Origin of the sequence: Caballeronia sp. S22, assembly GCF_964261745.1 — a bacterium.
GTDB lineage: Bacteria > Pseudomonadota > Gammaproteobacteria > Burkholderiales > Burkholderiaceae > Caballeronia > Caballeronia jiangsuensis.
Map to the genome: position 1 here is coordinate 864,911 of NZ_OZ180038.1, position 21,867 is coordinate 886,777.

Here is a 21,867-nt window from a genome sequence, read left to right on the forward strand (position 1 = left end):
TTGCGTGTGAAGTGGATCGCCGTGGCGTTGTGTCTCACCGTAGAGGAGCATGCAGATGAATACGCGGTTCCTGACTTTGGCCGCCGCAGTCGGCGTCGCGCTCGCTGTAGCGATCGTCGGCGCGTGCAGCGGCAGCGGTTCCAGCGGCGATACCACGGCTGCGGCAACCGGCGGCAGCGCGCCTGCTGCGGCGTCGAGTCCGTCGGGCGCGTCCAGTCCGTCGGGCGCGTCGGCGCCTGCTGCCGCGTCTCCGATGGACGTCGCCACCTGGCACAACGACATCGCCCGCACTGGACAACAACTCGCGGAAACCGTCCTCACGCCCGCGAACGTCAATTCGGCCAGCTTCGGCAAGCTCGCGACCTTCCCCGTCGACGGCGCCGTCGATGCCCAGCCGCTCTTTCTCGCGGGCGTCCCGATTGCGGGCGGTACGCACAACGTCGTGTATGTCGCGACGGAGAACGGGAGCGTCTACGCGTTCGATCCCGATAGCGGCGCGACGCTATGGAAAGTCTCGACGCTCGGCAACGGCGAGTCGCCCAGCGACGACCACAAGTGCACGCAGATCACGCCGACCATCGGCGTCACGGCGACGCCGGTCATCGACCGTTCGCGCGGACCGAATGGCGCAATGTATGTCGTGGGCATGTCGAAGGACGGGTCGGGCGGCTATCACCAGCGCATCCACGCGCTCGACGTCACGACAGGCGCCGAACTCTTCAACGGCCCGACCGAAATTCGCGCGACCTATCCGGGCAACGGCGCGGGCAGCCAGAACGGCACGCTCACGTTCGATCCGGGCCAGTACGCCGAGCGCGCGTCGTTGCTCCTGCTCAACGGCGTCGTGTACACCTCGTGGACCTCGCACTGCGATTTCATGCCGTACACCGGCTGGGTCATGGGCTACGATGCGAACACGCTGCAACAGGCGAGCGTGCTGAACGTCACGCCGAACGGCCAGATGGGCTCGATCTGGATGAGCGGCGCGGGCCTGGCATCGGACGGCGAAGCGATTTTTTTCCTCGACGCGAACGGCACCTTCGACCCGACGCAAAACGCACAGGAAATGCCGATCAACGGCAATTTCGGCAATGGCTTTTTGAGGCTGAACACGTCGCCGCTCAGGGTGCAGGACTATTTCGAGCCCTCGAACACGGTGCAGGAATCGAATCAGGACGAGGACCTAGGCTCGGGCGGCGCGATGGTTCTGCCCGATTTCGCCGATGCGAGCGGCACGGTCCGCCATCTCGCGATCGGCGCGGGCAAGAACGCGACCATATACGTCGTGAACCGTCTTTCGATGGGCAAATTCGATTCGAACGCGGATCACATCTATCAGGAACTCGTCGGCCAGATTCGCGGGCCGATGTTCGGCGCACCCGCGTATTTCAACAACTCGGTCTATTTCGGCGCGGTCGGCGACAGCATCAGGGCTTTCTCGGTGACGAACGCCGTGCTTTCGGGAACGCCGACGAGCCAGACATCGAATGCGTTCGCCTTTCCGGGCGCGACGCCGAGCATTTCCGCGAACGGCACGGCCAACGGCATCCTGTGGGCTGCGCAGAACGGCACGACGGGCGCCCTGCGCGCGTACGACGCGACCAATCTCGGCCGACAGCTCTACAGCAGCAACGATGCGGGCGCGCGTGACCAGTTCGGTCAGGGCAACAAGTTCATCACGCCGATGATCGCGAACGGCAAGGTGTATGTCGGCACGAGAAACGCTGTCGCCGTGTTCGGGTTATTGCCGAAATAAGGAGAGATCGCGCGCCGGAATCACGATGCGTTATATTCTTGTCGATATAACGAATTGCATCGGGTTACAGGGCATCATGGCGACTCCATCTATCGACGCACCGGGCCGCGAACTGGCCGACGGCGGCTACGGCGCGACCATCATCACCGTGAAGGCGGCGCGCGACCACGAGCGCGCCGAATCGATACGCGATCTCGTCGATGCGCATCGCCGTTTGCAGGGCAGCGTGCTGCGTTTTCTTTCGCTTTTCGACGACGCACGCACGAACGCTGTCCTTGACGCGCGTGAGCCGCTCGAAGTGCTCGTCGGCTTGCTGGAGAAAAAGGCGCGCGCGGCAGGATTCTCGCGCATGCGCGAGTTGTGCGCGGCGGCGCAAGAGGCGCGGATCGCGGCGCGGCAGCGTGAATGGCTCTTCTTCGATTCGTTCGGCACGGATGTGCCCGCACTGCGCGCCGCGGCGAGCGCGCTGGAGCGGCTCGACGCGACGCTCGTCGGATTGTGCGTGGAGCATGTCCTGCGCGCGAACGCGTTGCCGGGCGCGAAGACGCGAATCCGGCGCGGCTAGACCGGGGGATTCACTCTCTGCGGCACGGCGTCGAGTTGCCGGAACACGCTGAGCCAGTCTTCGAGATGCCAGGTTTTCGACACGAGTCCGTCGCGCAGTTCGTGAAACGAATGAATCGCGAAGCGGATCGGCTTCTCGGTCGCGGCGATGCCCAGCAACGGCCCGGATTGCGTGCCGCTCACTTCGGCGCGCACGCCGACGCGATCGTCCTGCACCAGCATGTCGAGAATCTCGATGTGCATGTCGGGCAGCGCGTTGGCGAGATCTTCGAAGATGGGGATCATCTGATCCGGACCGGGCTTCTGTCCGGGCGGCTCGGGAATGTATTGCCAGTCGGGCGTGACGGCTTGCCGCAAGAGCGCGACATCCTTCGTGGAAAACGCGCGATAGAGACGCTCGACCGTTTCGCGCGCGGCCGATTGAGTCAGGTGAGCTGCCGGCATGGTGCCTCCTTCACGGTGCTGTCTGCACGAGGTGGGAACGGCGGCATTGCCCGCTCACTGTACCTCAACGCATCTCATAAACGCAGGAACGGTCGTTAAGCCGTGTTAAGCTTTCGTTTCTTCGCTGGGGAGTAGCCGGCCTTTCCGCAATGGAAAGGCGCTCATGTCAACACGCTCGGTCGTTCGGACCGTGGCATGAGCAACCATCACAGGTTGGCAAGACCATCGACAGAATTCGCGACCGGTCGGGCGCGCGTTCTGTCGTTCCATCTTGCCCGACCAGAGCGCTACCCGATGAATCTCGCTTCCACAATATTCCTTGCCTTCGCCATGTCCACCGACGCATTCGCCGCCGCGGTCGGCAAGGGCGCAACCCTGCACAAGCCGCGCATCGCGGAAGCGTTGAAGACCGGCGTGATCTTCGGCGTGATCGAGGCGCTGACGCCGCTCGTCGGCTGGGCGCTCGGCAAGGCGGCCGCGCAATACGTGACGGCCTGGGATCACTGGATCGCGTTCGGCCTGCTGTTCGTGCTCGGCGCGCGCATGATCCGCGAAGGCTTCAGCGAAGCGCCCCACGACGAGGAAAAGCCCAACTCGCATTCGTTCTGGGTGCTCGCGCTCACCGGTTTTGCGACGAGCATCGACGCGATGGCGGTCGGCGCGGGCCTCGCGTTCATCGATGTCGATATCTTCTCGACCGCCGCGACCATCGGCTTCGCGACCATGCTGATGGTGACGATCGGCGTGATGGTCGGGCGGCTCGTCGGCGCGACGATCGGCAAGCGGGCGGAAATCGTCGGCGGGCTGATTCTGATCGGCGTCGGCAGCGTCATTCTGGCCGAGCATCTCGGCTACTTGAGCTGAGCCTGCGCGCCTTGTCGCCGCGCGGCGTGAAGACGGCAAGCGCGGCGGCGACGATGAAAAGCGCGGGCACATCGCCCGCCAGATGACCGAGATGTCCCGCGCCGCCGAACGATTGCACGGCCATGATCGCGCCATGCACGACGCTCGACCAGACCGTGAACCAGATGAGGCTCAGATGCCGCATCGGCGCGCGCGACGCGATCAGCAGGAACACGCCGAGCGTCGCATAGATGCCGACGATCATCAGCGCGTATTCGGAGCGGTCTACGTGGCCACTTTCCCACGCCCATCCTGAAGGCCAGAGCAGCATCAGCGGAAAGACGCCGAACAACGCGATCAGCCCGACGATGACGAGCACGATGCGCAGACAGGCGAGACGGCGGGCGTCGTTCATGGCGAAATCCTCGGCGGCGCGAACATGAGCGCACGATACCGCGAAGCGCGCCCGGACGGCGTTGCGGTCGGCAGGCGTATCCACCAAAAAACGGCGTAAATAAAATAACAACGACTGCCATTTGGCCGATACGATTTATCTATTCACTGCCTTCGAACTTTTGTCCAGCACGTCATGCCACGTCCGATTTCCGCGCGCATTCATCTCGACGCCGTTCGTCAGAACCTCCAACTCGTCAAACGCCTGGCGCCGTCGTCGCGCGTGTGGTCCGTGATCAAGGCGAATGCCTACGGTCACGGCATCGAGCGCATCTATCCGGCGCTCGCGGAAGCGGACGGCATCGCGCTGCTCGACCTCGACGAAGCCGTGCGTGTGCGCGAACTCGGCTGGGGAAAGCCGATCCTGCTGCTCGAAGGCATTTTCGAGCCTGCGGACGTCGAGACGGCGGATCGTCATCGCCTCACGGTGACAGTGCATTGCGACGAGCAACTCGCGTTGCTGAAAACGTCGCGGCCGTGCGAGCGCTTCGACATCCAGTTGAAGATGAACTCGGGCATGAACCGGCTCGGCTTTCGGCCCGGCGAGTTCGAGGCTGCGTGGGAACGTGCGTCGGGCATCGCGGCGGTCGGCTCGATCGGCCTGATGAGCCACTTCGCTAACGCCGACGATGGCGCGATCGACTGGCAAACCGACGAATTCGATGCCGCCACGCGCAATCTTCCCGGCACGCGCTCGCTGTCGAATTCGGCGGCGGTGCTGTGGCATCCGCGCGCGCATCGCGATTGGGTGCGGCCCGGCACGATCCTCTACGGCGCATCGCCGACGGGCCGCGCGCGCGACATTGAAAGCTTTCCGTTGCACGCGGCGATGACGCTCGAAAGCCGCATCATCGGCGTGCAGACGCTCGCGCCGAACGAGACGATCGGCTATGGCCGCACTTTCACGGCCGACCGCGCGATGCGAATCGGCGTGGTGGCATGCGGCTACGCGGACGGCTATCCGCGTCACGCGCCGACCGGTACGCCCGTGATGATCGACGGCGTGCGCACGCGCATCGTCGGACGCGTGTCGATGGACATGCTCACCGTCGATCTGACGCCGTGCCCGGCGGCGGGCATCGGATCGTCGGTGGAGCTGTGGGGCGAACACGTCAGGGTGGACGAAGTGGCCGAGCCGTCCGGCACGATCGGCTACGAGCTGATATGCGCGCTCGCGCGGCGCGTGCCGGTAAGCATCGACGCCGGCGTGACGAACGAGCCTGAAGCACATTCCGCTTGACCCTCACGTAGCGTAAGGTTTTAGCCTCTTTCGTGCGCACTGAACGGAGGCTCGCATGCTGTTGAAAACAGGAGAACTGGCGAAGAAGAGCGGACTGACCGTCCGCACGCTGCATCACTACGACGCCATTGGCCTGCTCACGCCTTCAGCGCGCGCCGATAACGGCTACCGCCTGTACAACCGCGACGACATCGCCCGGCTTCACCGGATCCAGGCGTTGCGCGGTTTCGGCCTTTCGCTTGCCGACATCGGCGCTTATCTCTCCCAGCCCGATACGCCTCTTGCCGAACTCATCGCGCGGCAGATCGTCATGCTCGATCATCAGATCGAGAAGGCGGCGCGTTTGCGCGACCGCCTGGGAAATCTGCGCGGCATGCTGATCGACGGCAAGGAGCCCGAGCTGGCCGACTGGCTCAATACGCTGGAGTTGATGACGATGTTCGACCGCTACTTTTCGCCCGAAGAGCTCGATCGCCTGCCTATGTACCGCAACACGCACACGCAGTCATCCGAATGGACGGCGCTCATCGCCGATGCGCGCGCGCTGATGGACGCGGGCGTGCCGGCCGACGACACGCGTGCCCGCTCGCTCGCCGACCGCTGGATGACGCTGCTAGCGCGCGATACGAACGACGATCCGCGCCTGCTTTCGAAGCTCAACCGCATGCACGACAACGAACCGTCGATGCAGGCGAGCATCGGCATATCGCCCGAATTGCGGGACTATGTGATCCGCGCTTTCTCGGCGACGAAGATCGCGATCTACGAGCGCTATCTGTCCTCGGCGGAGTTCCGCTTCCTGCGCGAGAACTACGGCAGGCACGCGATGGCGTGGCCGGAGTTGATGGCCGATGTCCGCGATGCGATCGATGAGGGCACGACGCCCGATTCGCCGCGTGCGCAGGATCTGGCGCGACGCTGGATGGCGCTCTTTCGCAGCTACGCGGGCGACGATCGCGCGACGCACGCGAAGATCCGGCATGCGTTGCAAAACGAGCCGGAGCTGACCAGGGGATCGTGGACGAACGAGGCGTTGCTCGACTTCATGCGCGACGCAATGAGGCGTCTCGAAAGCACCGAGTAATGCCTCAATACCGCGCCCAGACGATGCCGAGTATCGTCGCTTCGTCGTCGAACACTTCGAGCGTGTCGGTCAGCGCCTGAACCGGTCCGGCGTGGTTGACGAAGAGCGCATAGGCGAGGCGCCGCCCGCTCTTCGCGTCCATGTAACCCGCCATGTTCATCGCGACCATCTGGCCGTTGGTCACGGTCGCGCCGCTTTTCACCCTGATGTGCTCCTTGCCGACGACATCCCGGCCGATGGCCGCGAGCGAGCCGTCGATGCCCAGAATCGACAACGCGTCGCGATACACCGGATAGATCGGCAGGCGGCTCATCACAGTGAGCAGCGTCGCCGTCGTGCGCGCGCTCGCGCGGCTGTCGGGCGAGCCGCTGCCGTTCGTCGGAAAGTCGAAGCCCGCGCCGTCGATCCCGAGCGTGCCCGTCAGATACCGGCGCTCGGTGACGAGCGCGGCATCGACCGTGCGCGCGCCTTGCGCGAGACCTTGATACATCAGGCTCAGATTGGCGCCGGTGTTCAGGCTTACCTTGAGGATCAGCTTGGCGATTTCGGAGTAGGGCAGCGAGGTGAAGCTCGCCACCTGCGTCGCGCTCGAATAGCTTTGCGCCGATGGCAGCCTGCTTCTGTCGTTCGGCTGAACGGCGGGTGCCGAGACGCTGACGCCCGCGCGCGTCAATGCGTCGATGAAGGCGGTGCGCGCGAACGACGGCGGATCTTCCACACGCAGGTTGCTCACATACAGATTGTTGCCGACGAGCGGCGACGTGTAGCCCATCGGGATCGTCGCGGGCGTGGCGAGGCTCGCCGCGCCCGAGATCGTGCCGTGACAGCCGGGCGCGGCGAGACAACTGAGCGGTCCATCGTCGAGCGCATCGCCCGAGGTGACGATGTCCGCCGCGCTATTGGCCGCCGTCGTGAGCGTCGCGCCCTGCATGGTCATCGCGCTCGTGCGCGGGCGCCAGTCGAGCTGGCCGGGCTGCCCGGCCGATGTCGGCGCGAGCGTCACGTCGATCACGTTTTCGTTCACGAGAATCGGCGAGATGAGCACATTGCCGTTGGGCACGCGAAACGCATCGAAGAGCCTGTCATCGACGATGACATCGCCGCTGACCGACGTGATGCCCGCCGCCATGACCTGTTGCGCAAGCTGGTTGATGGCCGTCAGCGGATCTTCCGGCGTCAGGATCGCGCCGTCGAAGGCGCGCGCCTCGTTGTGATCGAAGTCGGTGAAATCGATGGTGCCGTCCGGTTTCTGCCGTCCGCCGAAGGTCAGATCGCCGGACGCCTTCAGGATGAGATCGCCCGTGAGCTTGCCCGATGCGTCGAGCGTGCCGTTGCGATAGACCGGCGTTTCGAAGCGATGATCCGCGCCGATGATATTGAGCGCGCTGCCCACCGAGTAGAGCTTGCGCACGGAGCCGGTGAACGAGAGCGTGTCGGGTTGCAGCGCGGCGAGCGTTTCGCCGGTGGTGGCGTCCATCACGACCATCGACCATTGCGAGTTCGCGCTGGTGTAGCGCGGCTTCTTCATCACCTGATCGATGGGATCGTCCGACGAACCGCCGCCGCAACTCGCGGCGAGAAGGCTGGATGCGATCAACAACGGGACAGCCAGGATTCGCGCGCGCATGGTCTTGTTCCCTTCGTTATTTACCGAGAATCAGCATAGGACGCGCGCATTGGGAATACAAAGCGAAAGCGTCGGCTCAACGCCTCGACTGGCCGATCACGCCGGCGAGAATCTGAATTCCCTCGCGGATCTTATCGACCGGCACGCTCGCATAACCGAGAATCAGACCGGCGGGCCGGGTCCGCGCATCGACGGTCGGCGCGGCATAAAGCTGCGATACCGGATAGACGCCCACGCCCTTCGCATGCGCGGCGGCGACGAGCGCGGCCTCATCCTTCGAATCGAGAAACGGCAGCCACAGCGTGACATGCAGCCCGGCGGCGGTGCCGGTCACCTGCGCGCTTGGCGGCAGAAGATGCGCGATGGCATCGAGCAACGCCGCGCGACGCCGTTCGTATTCGCGTCGAACGCGCCGCACGTGACGTTCATACGCGCCGCCCTCGATCAGCGATGCGAGCACGCGCTGATCGATGACTGCCGAATGCCGGTCGCTCAGCCTCTTGGCCTGACGAAACACGGGCACGAGATCGTGCGGCAGGATCATGTAGCCGAGCCGGAGATGCGGCGAAAGCGCCTTGGAGAATGTGCCGATGTAGATCACGCGGCCATTCGAATCGATCGATTGCAACGCATCGATCGGGCGCTGGCCGTAACGGAACTCGCCGTCGTAATCGTCCTCGATGATCCAGGCATCGTGCCGTTGCGCCCATTCGAGCAATTCGAGCCGGCGTCCGACCGGCAACACGCCGCCCAGCGGAAACTGATGCGAGGGCGTCACGTAAGCGAGCCGCGCGCGGCCATCGGCGGGAAGACGGCGCGTGTCGAGACCATGTTCGTCGACGGCAACGGGCAGCGGCACGCCGCCCGACGCTTCGAAGCAATGGCGCGCGATCAGATAGCCGGGCTCTTCGAACGCGAACGTATCGCCGGGATCGAGCAGGACGCGCGCGCATAGATCGAGCGCCTGCTGCGTGCCGTTCACCACGACGATCTGCTCGCTGTCGCAGACGAGTCCGCGCGCCCGGCCCAGATACGCCTGCAACGCGCGCCGCAGCGAAGCATCGCCTTCGGGCGCGACGTAGTAAAGGCTCTCCGGCTGATGCAGCAGTTCGGCCTGATACGCCCGCTTCCAGATCAGCGAAGGAAAGTCGCGCGAGGACACCGCGCCGTAGAGGAAGTTGACGCTGCCCTGCTTCGTCTGATGAAGGACGGGCAGGGGCAGTGTCGAAACGCGCTGACCGTATGCGGACAACGCGGGCGCGCTGCGGGCAACGCGCGCCGGACCGGGCGGCGCGAGCGGCACCGGCGGCGCGGCGACACGCGCGACGCGCCCCGCCGATGTGACGAGGAAGCCTTCGGCGGCGAGCTGTTCGTAGGCAGCGGTGACGGTTGTGCGCGAGACGCCCAGATCGGCGGCCAGCGCGCGCGTCGATGGCGCGGATGCGCCCGCGGGCAGCGTGCCGTCGGCGATCTGGGCGCGCAGCAGATCGTAGATGCGTTGCCCCGTGCCGGCTCTGTTCAACTGGACCATGAAAAACAACCGAAACTGGATCTTCTTATTGTGCCTGTTTCGAGCGATAGTGACGAAGTTCCATCACCTTTGCCGAGCATTCACGATGTATATCCCGCCGCACTTCGCAGAGACTCGTCCCGAAGAACTTCATCGGATCATTCGCGCGCATGCGCTCGGAATACTCGTCACGCATGACGACGCCGGTCTGGACGCCAATCACATTCCGTTCGAATTCGATCCCGACCGAGGCACGCACGGACTGCTCACGGCGCACGTCGCGCGCGCCAACGATATCTGGCAGCGGTGCCCGACCGGCACGCCGGTCATGGTGATTTTTCGCGGCGCCGAGGGTTATATCTCGCCGAACTGGTATCCGAGCAAACATGAGGCGCATCGGCAGGTGCCGACCTGGAACTACGAAGTCGTGCACGCGCATGGCGTGCTCACCGTGCGCGACGACGAGCCGTTCGTGCGCGGACTGGTCGCGCGTCTGACGCGCAGGCATGAGGCGAACGAGCCGAAGCCGTGGAAGATGGGCGACTCCGAGCCCGAGTTCATCGACGGCATGCTGCGCAACATCGTGGGCATCGAGATTGCCGTGACATCGATCGTGGGCAAATCGAAGCTGAGCCAGAACAAGGAGACGCGCGATCGCATCAACGCCGCCGATACTTTGCAGGCGCGCGGAAATGAAGAACTGGCTCAGGCGATGTCGCGGGCCGGGTGACGATCGCGCTTTAGCAAACGCTCGTCACCACCGCGCCGCCGACGTTCCCGGTTGCTCCGAATCGCGCGCATAGCCCGCAGGCGTGCGCGTCAGTTGCGCGCTCGGCCGCACGGCCATCAATTCGCCGAAGCCGGATTCATACCGCCCGACATACGGCGCGAAATCCGGCTTCGCCGTCTTCAGTCCATCCTCGACGCGCCCCAGTCCGCGCAGCCAATGCCCCGTCTGCGCGAGCGATATCTGAACATGCCAGCTTCCGCCTTCGCGCTGCTGTTTCCATAGCGCGGCGGCCGCGCCGAACGCCATCAGAAAGCCGCTCGCCATGTCGAGCATCTGCATCGGCAACGGACGAGGCTTGCTTTCGCCCGCCGCTTCGCCCTCGGCTGCGTTGAATCCCATCGCGGTCTGGACGAGCGAATCGAAGCCGCGCCGTTCGGCCCACGGACCGTCGGTGCCATAAGCTGTCAGCGACGTATAAACGATCCCCGGCCTGCGCTCCGCCACCTCTTGCGGCCCGAAACCCAGCGACGCGATCCCGCCCGGCCGATACCCCTGCGCGAACACATGCGCATCGTCGATCAGACGCCAGAGCGTGTCGCGATCCGAAGGCGAGCGAAGATCGAGCAACGCCGAGCGTTTGCCCCGGCTCGTATCCGCGATAGCAGGAATATTCGGCAGATGCGGTCCATTCACGAGCATCACGTCCGCGCCGAACGCGGCTAGCGCCCGACCGCCGACCGGCCCGGCGAGAATGCGCGTGAAATCGAGCACGCGAAGGCCGTCGAGCGGACGCGCATCGGCGGACAAGGGCGGCAATGCGAGCGGCGGCGCATCGCCGATGCGTGTGATCGTCATCAACGGCTGCGCGGCGATGGCTTGCGCTTGCGGCGTCGCATCCCATTCATCGAACGTGCGCAGCATCGTGACAACGAGTCCGCGCTCCGCCGCCGCGTTTTCGAAATCGCGACCGCGCCACGCGAGCAACGCGCGCTCGGCATCCTCGCGCGTCGCCGTTTGCGGATCGAGCCCGAGCAGACGCAGCGCGCCATCCTGATGATGCTCGAAGTTCGCATGGATGCGCACGTAGCCATCGGCGCATCGATAGAGCCCGGAGAAGCGTCCCCACGTCTCCGGCTCCTTGCCATCGACGGTGAACGCTCCGGTGCATTCGACAGCCGCATGCGTCATGTCGACCGACACGCGCTGCCGCTCAACGCCACGCAGCGCGCCGAGCTCGCAAGCCGCGAGCGCCGCCGCGCCGATGGTCGCCTGCGCCGCCGTGCCGATCGCAAAGCTGGAAGGAAAAACCGGATCGCGACCCGGAAGGTCGATGAAAGAAAGCGCATCGTCGGGCAAGCCGGCGATGCGCCATAGGTCGTGCAGCGTATCGAGGGAGGAAGTCATGGTCGGTCGGCGCCCGTGCTTCGTGTGGAGCACCCATTATCGCGCCAACCGCATTCAATGGCGCCGCGTCGCCAGCTCCGCGCCCTGACGCAGCGCTTCGAGCATGCTGCCTTCATCGGCGATGCCCTTGCCCGCGATATCGAACGCCGTACCGTGATCGACCGAGGTGCGGATCACGTCGAGCCCGACCGTCACGTTCACGCCGGCTTCGAGGCCGAGCACCTTCACGGGACCGTGCCCCTGATCGTGATACATCGCGACGACGAGATCGAAGTCGCCACGTCCCGCGCGATAGAAGAGCGTATCGGCGGGCAGCGGGCCGGTCACATCGAGCCCGCGTTCCTGCAGGATTTTCACGGCCGGAATGATCTTTTCCTCTTCCTCGCCATAACCGAACAGCCCGTTCTCGCCCGCATGCGGATTGATCCCGCACACGCCGATGCGCGGCTTTTCGATGCCCGCTCTCACGAGCGTCGCGTTGCCGCGTTCGATCGTGCGCTGCACGAGACCCGGCTCGATCTTGCGGATCGCATCGATGATGCCGATGTGCGTCGTCACGTGGATCACGCGCAGTTGCGGCGCGACGAGCATCATCGACACTTCGTCGACGCCCGTCAGATGCGCGAGCATCTCCGTGTGGCCGGGAAACTTGTGCCCGCCCGCGTGCAGCGCTTCCTTGTTGAGCGGCGCGGTGCAGATCGCGTCGATCTGATGCGCCTGCGCGAGTTCGACCGCGCGCGCGATGTACTGATACGCCGCATCGCCCGCGACGGCGGACAATTCGCCGAAGGGCAGATCGTCGGGAATCAGGCCAAGATCGATGCAATCGATCACGCCCGGCTCATAACGCGCTTCGGTCGCATCCGCGATGCGCCGCACTTTCGCCTTGCCGCCGACGAGTTCGTTGGCGCGCTCGAGACGGCGCGCATCGCCGATCACGAGCGGACGGCACTGCTGATAAACGGCATCGTGCGCGAGGCTCTTGACGACGACTTCCGGGCCTACGCCGCTCGCGTCGCCCATCGTGATGCCGATAACGGGGAGAGTGTTGTTCATGATCTTTCGTCTGGTGATGTCGTGTGCTGGCGCGCGATGGGAATATCCGCGCCGCGCAAATGAAGGTAAGCGCCGAGCAATGCGTGCTCGCTGCCGAACGCGCCCGCTTTCGTGACGATCGATGGGCCTTTGCCGCCCGATGGCCGGCCGAGCGCGACACCCGCTTCGATTTCGCGCACGAGTTCGAGGCTGCCGACGTTCGCGGCGGCGAGGATCGCGCGGGCGGTTTCGCCGCCGGTCGCGATCAGTCCGCCGAGCGCGTCGAAGTGAGGCGCGACGAGCGCCGCGAGCGCGTTCGACAGCAGCGCGCCTTCCGCGGGATCGAAAGCGTCGTCGCGGCCGATGCGCACGATCGCGTCTTGCCTGTCGCGCACCGAATCGCCGATCCGTTCATGCCACGCGAGCCATTGCGGATGACGCGCGCCGTCGCGCAACACGGCGGGCGGCACGATCATTTCGCGCACGCCGGCTTCGGCGCGCAGCAGCGCGCATTGACGCTCGGAAATCGCGGAGAGGCTGCCGACGAGCGCGAGGATCGGGCCTTGCGCCGGGTCGATCAAGCTTGCCGGCTGCGGCGAAGTATCGGCATCGAAGAGATCGGGCAACGCGGCCAGTTCGCGCGCGAGTCCGCCCGAACCGACCCAGAAAAACGGTGCGTCGATCGATGCGGTCACGCGTGCGAGCGCGGCGAGATCGTCGCCGGTTTCGGCATCGACGATGATCGCGTCGATGCCATGCGCCGATGCCGCCGCCGACGCGACCATCGCGGCGACATCCTGCGGCGCGGCGCGAAACGCATCGAGCGACACGTGCGCAACGCGCAGGCCCACCATGTCGAGCATCCCGCGCAGTCCCGCGTTCTGCCCGGCGTTTTCCAGTTGCCACGTTTCGGTGTCTTCGAGCGGCACGCCGCGCACGAACACGCGGCCATCGCGCACCGTGCGGCCCGTCGCGGGGAACGCGGGCGTGACGATCGCCGGTCCGGCGATGCGCGTCAGCGCCGCGACTTCGGCGGTCCAGTTGCCGCGCAAGGTCGAATCGATCTTCTTGTAGAGACGCCGGCCCGGCGCGCGCAGCGTCTGCCATGCGCTCGCCGTGCGCTTCGCGGCGTCGGCGGGCGTGAGGCGGCGCGTGTCGGTGTCGGCGGCGATGACCGTCGCGTTCGCGTGCGATGCATCCGCGTCGAGCGAGACGACGGTTTGCAGGCCGGCCGCCGCGAAGGGGATCGCGCAATCGGCCGCGCCCGACAGATCGTCGGCGACGATCAGCAAGCTCTTCATTGCGTGGCCTCGCGTGTCTTCGACGACGAACGCGCATCGAGCCGCGCGTTCACGCGTTTTGCGATCGAGGCGGTAAGGATCGGCGACACGATCGCCGTCACGACCACGCATGCCGCGACGAGCAGCGTCGCGGACTTGGCCGCGTCGGCATAAACCGGATTGGCCGCCGCGATCAGCGCCGGAACGGCGGCCGCGTTACCCGCCGTGTTCGCCGCCGCCGCGCCCGCCACGCCCGTGCCGCCCGTCAGACGATCCGCGAAGTACAGCGGAATGCCCGTCACGACGACGACCGCGAAGCCCAGACCGATGCCGAGCAGACCGGCTTGCCAGACCTTGTGCAGATCGAGGCTCGCGCCGAGCGCCAGCGCGAAGAACGGAATCATCACCGGCACGGCGCGGCCGAGAAACTCGCGCATCTCGCGATCGAGATTGCCGAGCAGCATGCCGACCGCGAGCGGCAGAATGCTGCCGACGAGCGTCGGCCACGGAAACGCCGAGAGGCCCGCGACGCCGAGCGTGACCATCGTCAGGAACGGGCCGGATTCGAGCGACATGATCGTGTATGCGCCGACGTCTTCCGAGCGGCCGTACTGGCCCATCAGCGCCATGTAGAGGCCGCCGTTGGTGTCGTTCATCGCGGCGACGACAGCCAGCGTCGAGATGCCCGCGAACAGGCCCGACGTGACCGGCTGCTCGCCGAGGAAATGCCCGAGCACGATGCCCGCGACGATCGCCGTGCCGACCTTCGTCGCGAACAGCGCGCCGCCTTTCTTGAGCAGATAGGGCGTCGCCTTCACGTCGATGCTTGCGCCCATGCAGACATAGAACACCGCGAGAATCGGCAGCGATCCGGTGAAGAGCGCGTTCGTGAACGAACCGAAGAACTTCGGCATGTTCGGCGCGAACGTCGCGATCAGCGAGCCGATAAGAAGCGGAACGATCATCATGCCGCCGGGCACGCGCTCGACGGCGCGCTTGATATGAATCTGAGCCATACATGCCTCCAGAGTGGTTTCTGCCCGGTTCGATCATAAAGTGATTGAACCGGGCAATTCGGAGTGTAGCCCTCCGGTCCGTTTTGCGCAAACCGGTCGTCGTGCGTGTTTATCCTGATCGAATCGATCAAATCGATCGCGATACGCTCGAGTACCCGCAAGCATCGGACGGACCCGGCCGGTTCGCTACACTGTGCGTCGCCGTCAGAACCGAAAAGAACTCAGGAAACAGGATGAAAGTCGAGAAACGCCGCGAAGCCATGCTCAGGGCCGTGCTCTCCGGCATGAACGATGTCGCCGCGCTGTGCGATCACTTCGGCATGTCGGAGGCGACGGTGCGCCGCGACCTGCGCGCGCTCGCCGACGAGCGGCGCATCGTGCGCACGTATGGCGGCGCGGCATCGGTGGGCATGCACGAGCCGGAAGAATCGCTCGATACGCGGCGCGAGAGTTTTCGCGAGCAAAAGGAAGCGATCGCGCGCGCGGCGGCGCGTCATGTGCAGGACGGCGACACGATCTTCCTCGACGGCGGCACGACCAACGCGGCGCTCGCTCGCGCGCTCGCCGGCCGCTCGGAAGTGCATGTCGTGACGAACAATCTGCTCGCGGTCAATGTGCTCGCGTCGGCGGACGTGCGCGTGACGCTGATCGGCGGCGACGTGCGGCCATCGAGCATGAGCACGCTCGGGCCCATCGCGCAGGTGGCGCTCACGCGCGTGACGTTCGACAAGGCGTTTCTCGGCGCGGACGGCGTCGTCGCAGGACGCGGACTGTGCGAAGCGACGGCGGAGCAGGCGTTCCTGAAGGAGTGCATCGCGGGCCAGGCGGCGAGCGTGTTCGTGCTGGTCACGTCGAACAAGCTCGAACGCGCGAACCAGCAGCACTGGACGCCGCTGGAGCGCGACTGGACGCTCGTCACCGATGCATTGGCCGAAGCGCCGGTGCTCGCGCGCTTCGAGGAGCGGGGGAATGTGACGGTGGAATGCGCCGAGCTTACGTCGAAAGAATCGTGACCAGCGCGACGGCGGAATCACCCGCGAGCTGACCGCCGTTGTTCTCCGCGAGCGCGACCTTCGCGCCCGGACGTTGCCGCGAGCCGGCGCGGCCGCGCAATTGCTCCGTGAGTTCGACGATCTGCGCGACGCCCGTTGCGCCGACCGGATGCCCGCGCGACAGCAAGCCGCCGCTCGGATTCACCGAAATCCTTCCGCCGATGCCCGTATCGCCGGAACGGATCAGCTTCGGCGCATCGCCGGGTGCGCACAGACCGAGGTTCTCGTAATGGATGAGTTCGGCGGGCGCGGAGGCATCGTGCAATTCGACGACGTTCACGTCTTCCGGTCCGATGCCCGCTTCCTCATACGCTGCGCGTGCCGCGCGCACCGCGACGAGTTCGCCGGAGCCATCCGCTTTCGCCGACACGATCGAGCTCGCGCGAATGTACACCGGGCGAATGTCGTGCTTCGCCGCGAATTCCTCGGAGCAGATGAACACGGCCGCGCCGCCATCGCCGATCGACGAGCACATGAAGAGCGTCAGCGGATCGCTGACCATGCGGCTCGTCAGCACTTCCTCGACGCTCGTTTCCTTGCGGAACTGCGCATGCGGATTCAGCGAGCCCGCATGACGGCTCTTCACGACGACGCGCGCGAAGTCGCTCGCCTCGGCGCCGGTCTTTTCCATCCACTTGCGCGCTTTCGCGGCGTACAGGTCCATGAAGAGCGAGCCGGTTCCGGTCGTCACGCCTTCGGGCAGCGGCTCTTCGAGATCGACGGCCTTTGCGAACGCGCCGAACGAAACCGCCTTGTCTTCGTGCGACAGCTTTTCGACGCCGACGACGAGCGCCGTCTCCGCCTGCCCCGACGCCACCGACAGCCACGCGAGATTCAGCGCCGAGCTGCCCGACGCGCAGGCGTTCTCGACGTTGAACATCGGTTTGCCGTCGAGCCCGGTGTTACGCAGCGACGACTGCGCGCGAATCATTTCCTGTCCCGTGACGACGCCCGCCGCCGCGTTGCCGAAGAACACGCGGTCGACATCGTTCACGCCGATGTGCGCGTCCTTCAACGCGAGCGACACTGCTTCTTCCGCGAGCGACTTCAGATTGCGTTCGAGAAACTTGCCGAAGGGCGTCATGCCGACGCCGCCGATCACTACTTTGCGCATGGTTGTCTCCATTGCATTAGATAAAAGAAAGCCTTAATCCAGCGTTTTGCCGCGCGTTTCCGGCATGCGCGCATAGACGATGCAGCTCGCCGCGCACACGGCGGCCACGTAGATCCAGAGGTATTGCGAGAGACCGGCGCTGTTCATCGCGGTGACGATGGTGGGCAGCGTGCCGCCGAAGAGCGCGGCGGAGACCGCGTAAGGCAGCGCGACGCCCGTTGCCCGGACATGCGCGGGGAACTGCTCGGCCATCACGGTCGCGCAGGTCGCGGCGAATCCGGACGACAGCAACATGCCGATGGTGACGATGACCGTCGCGCTCCAGTAGTCATTGGTGAGAAAGTGCAGCGCGGGATACGCGAAGAGCGAGGAGCCTGCGGCGAACGCGATCAGCACCGGCTTGCGGCCGATGCGGTCCGACAACATGCCGAGCAGCGGAATCGCGACGAGCGACACGACGATCGAGACGACGCTCGCGCTGAACGCATCGCGCAGCGGCAGGCCGCGCATGTGGGCGAGCGTCGGGAACATCACGAGCCAGAGATAGACGCAGAGATTGCCCGCCATCGCGATGCCGATCACGCGCAACGCGGCGCGCCGATGCTCGCGCAGGATCGTCGCGACCGGATGACGCGTGTGCTGACGCGACGAGACGTTCTTCTTGAACGCATCGGTTTCGGAAACGGCCAGGCGAAACCACAGCGCGACGAAGCCCATCAGTCCGGCGATCGTGAACGCGATGCGCCAGCCCCACGCGGCCATCGCGGGCGCATCGATCATCGATGTGAGCAGCGCACCGATCGACGCTGCCACGAGCACGCCGCCGTTCACCGCGAAGTGTTGCCACGATCCCGCGAAACCGCGCCGCGCCGGCGATGCGGATTCCATCAGGAAGGTCGATGCGGAGCCGAACTCGCCGCCGGCCGCGAAACCCTGCACGAGCCGCGCGGCGACGAGCACGAGCGGCGCCGCGATGCCGATGGACGCATAGCCGGGACACGCCGCGATGACGAGCGAGCTGCCCGCCATCAGCGCAACCGACAGCGCGAGGCCGTTCTTGCGGCCGTGACGGTCGGCATACGCGCCGAGCAGCGCGCCGCCGATGGGCCGCATCACGAAGCCGACCGCGAACACGGCGAAGGCCGCGAGCAGCGCGATGCTCGCGTTGTTCGCCGGAAAGAACTGCCGCGAGAACAGCGACGCGAACGTCGCGTAGATGATCCAGTCCGTGAACTCGACGATGGTGCCGAGCGTCGCCGCGACGATCGCTTTTCGCTGTGCGCCGGTGAGCGGCGTTGCGGCCGGCTCGGCTACGTTGGGAAGCGTGGTGTCCATGATGCGTCTCCGTGTGTGTTTGTGATGGACGCATCGTAGGTTTGGCTTTTCGCGCGCTCAAACGACATTTTTTGCGTGCTCGATTGACTTCTTATCAATCGAAAACGCGCGCACGAAAACTCAATCGACGGCGCAAAAAATGTCGTTTGAGGCGCGGCGTGGAGCGGCCTAGCATCGGGGCATTCGTTCAAGGAGACAGCAATGAATGCTTCATCACAGGAAGTCGCGATCGTCACGGGCGGCGCGAAGGGCATCGGCTTCGGTATCGCTCAGACGCTGGCACGCGACGGCAAGCGCATCGCGCTCTTCGATCTCGATCGCGCCGCGCTCGACGAAGCCGCGACGACGCTCGCCGCATCCGGCGCGGAGGTGATCGCGCTGCCCGTCGATGTGACGAAGAGCGAGTCGGTGAATCGTTCGGTCGATGCGGTGATCGAGCGTTACGGGCGCATCGACGTGCTCGTGAACAATGCGGGCATCGTGCGCGACAAGCGCATCACGCGCATGAGCGACGACGACTGGGACGCGGTCATCGACGTGAATCTCAAGTCGCAATTCCTGTGCTGCCGCGCGGTGTTGGCGCACATGAGCGCGGCGAAGCACGGGCGCATCGTGAACATCTCGTCGCGTGCGTGGCTCGGCGGCGTGGGGCAGGCGAACTATTCGGCGGCGAAGGGCGGCGTGGTGAGTCTCACGCGCAGTCTCGCGCTCGAATGGGCGAAGGACGGCATCACGGTGAATGCGGTCGCGCCGGGCATCGTCGATACGCCGCTCTTTCAGGCTTTCGACGCGGCGTTGCAAGAGAAGCTGAAGAAGTCGGTGCCGGTGCAGCGTATTGGCACGCCGGAGGATATCGCGGAGGCGGTGCGCTTTTTCGCGCGGCGCGAGGCGTCGTACATCACCGGGCAGACGCTCTATGTGTGCGGCGGGCGCTCGCTGTCGTCGCCGAGCGTCTGAGCGAAGGGAGGACATCATGACCATTCGCTACACCGTCTCCGATCACGTCGCCGTCGTGACGCTTGACCGGCCCGAAGCGCTCAACGCGCTCGATATCGACACGCTCGCCGAACTGCGCGCGCGTCTTGCCGATGCCCGCGACGACGATGATGTTCGCGTGATCGTCATCACCGGCGCGGGCGCGAAGTCGTTCTGCGTGGGCGCGGATTTGAAGCGCACGCTGCCGCCGTCGACATCGTTCGGATCGTCGTTCGTGAAGTCGATCGATCGCGCGGGCGCCGAGGGCATCTATGTGCGGCTGATGGAGCTTGGCTCGTTGCGTATCTTCAAGCCGATCATCGGCGCGATCAACGGTTATTGCCTGGGCGGCGGGCTGGAGCTCGCGTTGCAGTGCGATTTGCGGATCGCGTCGCGGAGTGCGGTGTTCGGATTACCCGAGGCGGTCGTCGCGAGCATTCCTGCCGTGTGCGGCATTCAGGCGTTGCAGCGCGCGGTGCCGTCGGCTATCGCGATGAAGATGCTTTTTACCGGGGGCAAGGTTGATGCGGAGTATGCGTATCGCGTTGGATTGATATCGGATATCTGTGAGCCTGAGGCCTTGATGGACGATGCGCTGGAACTCGCGCGCACGATCGCTTCGAATGGACCGCTCGCTGTGCAGATGATCAAGAAGGTCATCGAGACTAGTGCGAATGTGCCTTTAGCGCAGGCGCTTGAGTTTACTGAACTCGCCTGGGGCGCGATGAGGGAGTCGGAAGATCGTGTGGAAGGGCGCAAGGCGTTTGCCGAGAAGCGTAAGCCTCGGTATAGGGGGCGGTAGTTTGTCTTTTTGCGGGGGCTTTCGTGGAATCCCGATTTCGCGGTGGTCTATTAGCACTGCCCCTCCCCGGGGCGGGGGTCACTTTCTTTGCTGCTGCAAAGAAAGTAACCAAAGAAAGCAGCTCGTTTAAGCCCGCGGTCACACGCAGTTTGGCCATGCTTGCCAGCCGTCGGTGGCACTCGCCTAAGTGTCGCCCTCACAGGCCCAATCGGGCTTGGCTCGCGCACGGTCTGCCGCCCGAGACGTTTCAGGGCGCTGGTTCAGCACGAAAGAGTTTCGGCACAGCGCTACGCGCTGCCGTTGGGTATACAAGGGAAACCATCGAATCACGTGTGCGGTGAGATGGCGGCGTTAGCAAGAAGGTCCGCGCCAACCCGATTGACCGGTCGGCCGCGAAGAGGGCCGGAGCCATTTGGTGCTGAACCAGTGACGCAAGTGGCGCGATGTGACGGACCGTGCGCGGTCCAAGCTCTTGTCTGCTTGTGAGGGCACTCGCTATAGCCGGGCCATTAGGCCAATCGCCTGTGCCGCGGCCGGTGTGAAGTGCTTAGGCTGGGGATAGCTGTTTCTTTGGTTACTTTCTTTGCAGCAGCAAAGAAAGTGACCCCCGCCCCGGGGAGGGGCAGAGCCAATAGACCGACATGAAATCAGGATTCCATAGAAGCCCGACCGAACGACCGACCTAATCCGTCAGGAAGAAGCTTCCCCCGTAGAAAGCAACCAAGTACGAAACGCCGCAAACTCAGGACTAGAAAGATGCGCAGGCGGATAGATGAGGTAGTAAGTAAAAGCCCCAAGATCAAGCACGAAAGAAAAAGGCATAACGAGCGAGCCCGCGCTCAACTGATCCGCAACGAGCACACGTTGCGCCATCGCGATGCCATGCCCTTGCGTCGCCGCGAAATACGCGAGGATCGAGCTTTCGTAACTGAGCCCGCCGAGCGGATTCACGCCATGAACGCCAGCGGCATCGAGCCACTTCGCCCAGTCTTCGCGGCGCGCGAGCGAATGCAGCAACGGAACGTGGCGAAGAGAACCAGGCGTCGCATCGTTGAGATCGGGATGCGCGCTCAGAAACGAAGGGCTGCACACCGGCACGAGTTCATTCGGCACAAGCCGGTCGAACCCGAGATCGGACGAAGGCGCGTGCGACAGACGAATCGCGGCATCGACGTCCTCGGTGTTGAAGTCGACCGGTTGCAGCGATGTGGTCAGGCTCACTTCGATATCCGGATGGTCGCGATGGAACGTCGAGAGACGCGGCAGCAGCCAGTTCATCGAGAAGGTCGTGTAAGCGCGGATCTTCAGCGTACGCCGCTTCCTCGCCTCGGTGAGATTGACGGTCGCCGTGCGCAAGGTGTCGAAGCTGCGGATCACGTCGGCGAGATAGCGCGAGCCCATCGGCGTCAACGTGATCGCGCGATGTCCGCGCTCGAAGAGCAGCACGCCGAGCTGGTCTTCCAGAAGCTTGATCTGGCGGCTGACGGCGGCAGGCGTGACGTTCAGCTCGTCGGCGGCGAGCTGGATGCTGAGCAGCCGCCCGCAGACTTCGAAGGCGCGCAGTGCATTGAGTGACGGAAGGGTTCGCATCGAACGATGTTAG

20 protein-coding genes and 1 riboswitch are annotated in these 21,867 nt (G+C 64.9%); of the genes, 9 read left to right on the forward strand and 11 right to left on the reverse strand.

Features of this window, described 5'->3' with window-relative positions; genetic code table 11:
- Positions 1-55: 55 nt before the first annotated feature.
- Positions 56-1,756 carry a PQQ-binding-like beta-propeller repeat protein gene (locus ACEN42_RS30650; protein ID WP_371883414.1) on the forward strand — a complete coding sequence of 567 codons (1,701 nt, stop codon included), beginning with the start codon at positions 56-58 and terminating at the stop codon, positions 1,754-1,756.
- A 76-nt stretch (positions 1,757-1,832) separates the two neighbouring features.
- Positions 1,833-2,321, forward strand: coding sequence for a hypothetical protein (locus ACEN42_RS30655; RefSeq protein WP_371883415.1), 489 nt, complete (start codon positions 1,833-1,835; stop codon positions 2,319-2,321).
- On the opposite strand, the gene ACEN42_RS30660 is transcribed toward ACEN42_RS30655, so the two are convergent.
- On the reverse strand, positions 2,318-2,764 hold the full coding sequence (locus ACEN42_RS30660; RefSeq protein ID WP_371883416.1) for an ester cyclase: 447 nt from the start codon (positions 2,762-2,764) through the stop codon (positions 2,318-2,320). The genes ACEN42_RS30655 and ACEN42_RS30660 overlap by 4 nt on opposite strands.
- A gap of 114 nt (positions 2,765-2,878) precedes the next feature.
- Positions 2,879-3,049: riboswitch (yybP-ykoY riboswitch) on the forward strand.
- A gap of 9 nt (positions 3,050-3,058) precedes the next feature.
- On the opposite strand from ACEN42_RS30660, the gene mntP reads away from it, so the two are divergent.
- Positions 3,059-3,628: a manganese efflux pump MntP gene (mntP, locus tag ACEN42_RS30665; protein WP_187608424.1), complete on the forward strand. Its 570-nt coding sequence runs from the start codon at positions 3,059-3,061 to the stop codon at positions 3,626-3,628.
- On the opposite strand, the gene ACEN42_RS30670 is transcribed toward mntP, so the two are convergent.
- Positions 3,594-4,022, reverse strand: a complete 429-nt coding sequence (locus tag ACEN42_RS30670) for a DUF6632 domain-containing protein (RefSeq protein ID WP_371883417.1) — start codon at positions 4,020-4,022, stop codon at positions 3,594-3,596. The genes mntP and ACEN42_RS30670 overlap by 35 nt on opposite strands.
- A 174-nt stretch (positions 4,023-4,196) precedes the next feature.
- On the opposite strand from ACEN42_RS30670, the gene alr reads away from it, so the two are divergent.
- On the forward strand, positions 4,197-5,300 hold the full coding sequence (gene alr, locus ACEN42_RS30675) for an alanine racemase (RefSeq protein WP_371883418.1): 1,104 nt from the start codon (positions 4,197-4,199) through the stop codon (positions 5,298-5,300).
- A 55-nt stretch (positions 5,301-5,355) separates the two neighbouring features.
- Positions 5,356-6,384 carry a MerR family transcriptional regulator gene (locus tag ACEN42_RS30680; protein WP_371883419.1) on the forward strand — a complete coding sequence of 343 codons (1,029 nt, stop codon included), beginning with the start codon at positions 5,356-5,358 and terminating at the stop codon, positions 6,382-6,384.
- Between the two features lie 4 nt (positions 6,385-6,388).
- On the opposite strand, the gene ACEN42_RS30685 is transcribed toward ACEN42_RS30680, so the two are convergent.
- Both ACEN42_RS30685 and ACEN42_RS30690 read right to left on the reverse strand, forming a co-directional pair.
- Positions 6,389-8,011, reverse strand: a complete 1,623-nt coding sequence (locus ACEN42_RS30685; protein ID WP_371883420.1) for a D-alanyl-D-alanine carboxypeptidase/D-alanyl-D-alanine-endopeptidase — start codon at positions 8,009-8,011, stop codon at positions 6,389-6,391.
- 76 nt (positions 8,012-8,087) lie between these two features.
- Positions 8,088-9,542 (reverse strand): PLP-dependent aminotransferase family protein, encoded by a 1,455-nt coding sequence (locus ACEN42_RS30690; protein ID WP_371883421.1) that lies wholly within the window; start codon positions 9,540-9,542, stop codon positions 8,088-8,090.
- 85 nt (positions 9,543-9,627) lie between these two features.
- Between ACEN42_RS30690 and ACEN42_RS30695 the strand changes: the two genes are divergently transcribed.
- Positions 9,628-10,251: an FMN-binding negative transcriptional regulator gene (locus tag ACEN42_RS30695; protein ID WP_371883422.1), complete on the forward strand. Its 624-nt coding sequence runs from the start codon at positions 9,628-9,630 to the stop codon at positions 10,249-10,251.
- A gap of 24 nt (positions 10,252-10,275) precedes the next feature.
- Here ACEN42_RS30695 and ACEN42_RS30700 read toward each other — a convergent pair whose 3' ends face one another.
- From ACEN42_RS30700 to ACEN42_RS30715, 4 genes are read right to left on the reverse strand one after another with little or no spacing between them, the layout of a single operon-like run.
- A complete protein-coding gene (locus tag ACEN42_RS30700; RefSeq protein ID WP_371883423.1) occupies positions 10,276-11,655 on the reverse strand; it encodes a CoA transferase in 1,380 nt (459 codons plus the stop codon).
- Between the two features lie 54 nt (positions 11,656-11,709).
- A complete protein-coding gene (gene pdxA, locus ACEN42_RS30705; protein WP_371883424.1) occupies positions 11,710-12,711 on the reverse strand; it encodes a 4-hydroxythreonine-4-phosphate dehydrogenase PdxA in 1,002 nt (333 codons plus the stop codon).
- Positions 12,708-13,991, reverse strand: a complete 1,284-nt coding sequence (locus ACEN42_RS30710; protein WP_371883425.1) for a four-carbon acid sugar kinase family protein — start codon at positions 13,989-13,991, stop codon at positions 12,708-12,710. Before ACEN42_RS30710 ends, pdxA begins: the two co-directional genes overlap by 4 nt.
- Positions 13,988-14,986, reverse strand: a complete 999-nt coding sequence (locus ACEN42_RS30715) for a 2-keto-3-deoxygluconate permease (RefSeq protein ID WP_238289812.1) — start codon at positions 14,984-14,986, stop codon at positions 13,988-13,990. Before ACEN42_RS30715 ends, ACEN42_RS30710 begins: the two co-directional genes overlap by 4 nt.
- A 233-nt stretch (positions 14,987-15,219) precedes the next feature.
- On the opposite strand from ACEN42_RS30715, the gene ACEN42_RS30720 reads away from it, so the two are divergent.
- On the forward strand, positions 15,220-15,999 hold the full coding sequence (locus ACEN42_RS30720; protein WP_238289814.1) for a DeoR/GlpR family DNA-binding transcription regulator: 780 nt from the start codon (positions 15,220-15,222) through the stop codon (positions 15,997-15,999).
- Here ACEN42_RS30720 and ACEN42_RS30725 read toward each other — a convergent pair.
- Positions 15,980-17,152, reverse strand: a complete 1,173-nt coding sequence (locus tag ACEN42_RS30725) for a thiolase family protein (protein ID WP_371883426.1) — start codon at positions 17,150-17,152, stop codon at positions 15,980-15,982. The two genes, ACEN42_RS30720 and ACEN42_RS30725, sit on opposite strands and share 20 nt — an antisense overlap.
- 33 nt (positions 17,153-17,185) lie before the next feature.
- On the reverse strand, positions 17,186-18,487 hold the full coding sequence (locus ACEN42_RS30730; RefSeq protein WP_371883427.1) for an MFS transporter: 1,302 nt from the start codon (positions 18,485-18,487) through the stop codon (positions 17,186-17,188).
- A 201-nt stretch (positions 18,488-18,688) separates the two neighbouring features.
- On the opposite strand from ACEN42_RS30730, the gene ACEN42_RS30735 reads away from it, so the two are divergent.
- Complete coding sequence (locus tag ACEN42_RS30735) at positions 18,689-19,444, forward strand: SDR family NAD(P)-dependent oxidoreductase (protein WP_371883428.1); 756 nt, start codon at positions 18,689-18,691, stop codon at positions 19,442-19,444.
- Between the two features lie 16 nt (positions 19,445-19,460).
- Positions 19,461-20,264 (forward strand): enoyl-CoA hydratase/isomerase family protein, encoded by an 804-nt coding sequence (locus tag ACEN42_RS30740; RefSeq protein ID WP_371883429.1) that lies wholly within the window; start codon positions 19,461-19,463, stop codon positions 20,262-20,264.
- A 690-nt stretch (positions 20,265-20,954) separates the two neighbouring features.
- On the opposite strand, the gene ACEN42_RS30745 is transcribed toward ACEN42_RS30740, so the two are convergent.
- On the reverse strand, positions 20,955-21,854 hold the full coding sequence (locus tag ACEN42_RS30745; protein ID WP_238210651.1) for a LysR substrate-binding domain-containing protein: 900 nt from the start codon (positions 21,852-21,854) through the stop codon (positions 20,955-20,957).
- Between the last annotated feature and the right edge of the window lie 13 nt (positions 21,855-21,867).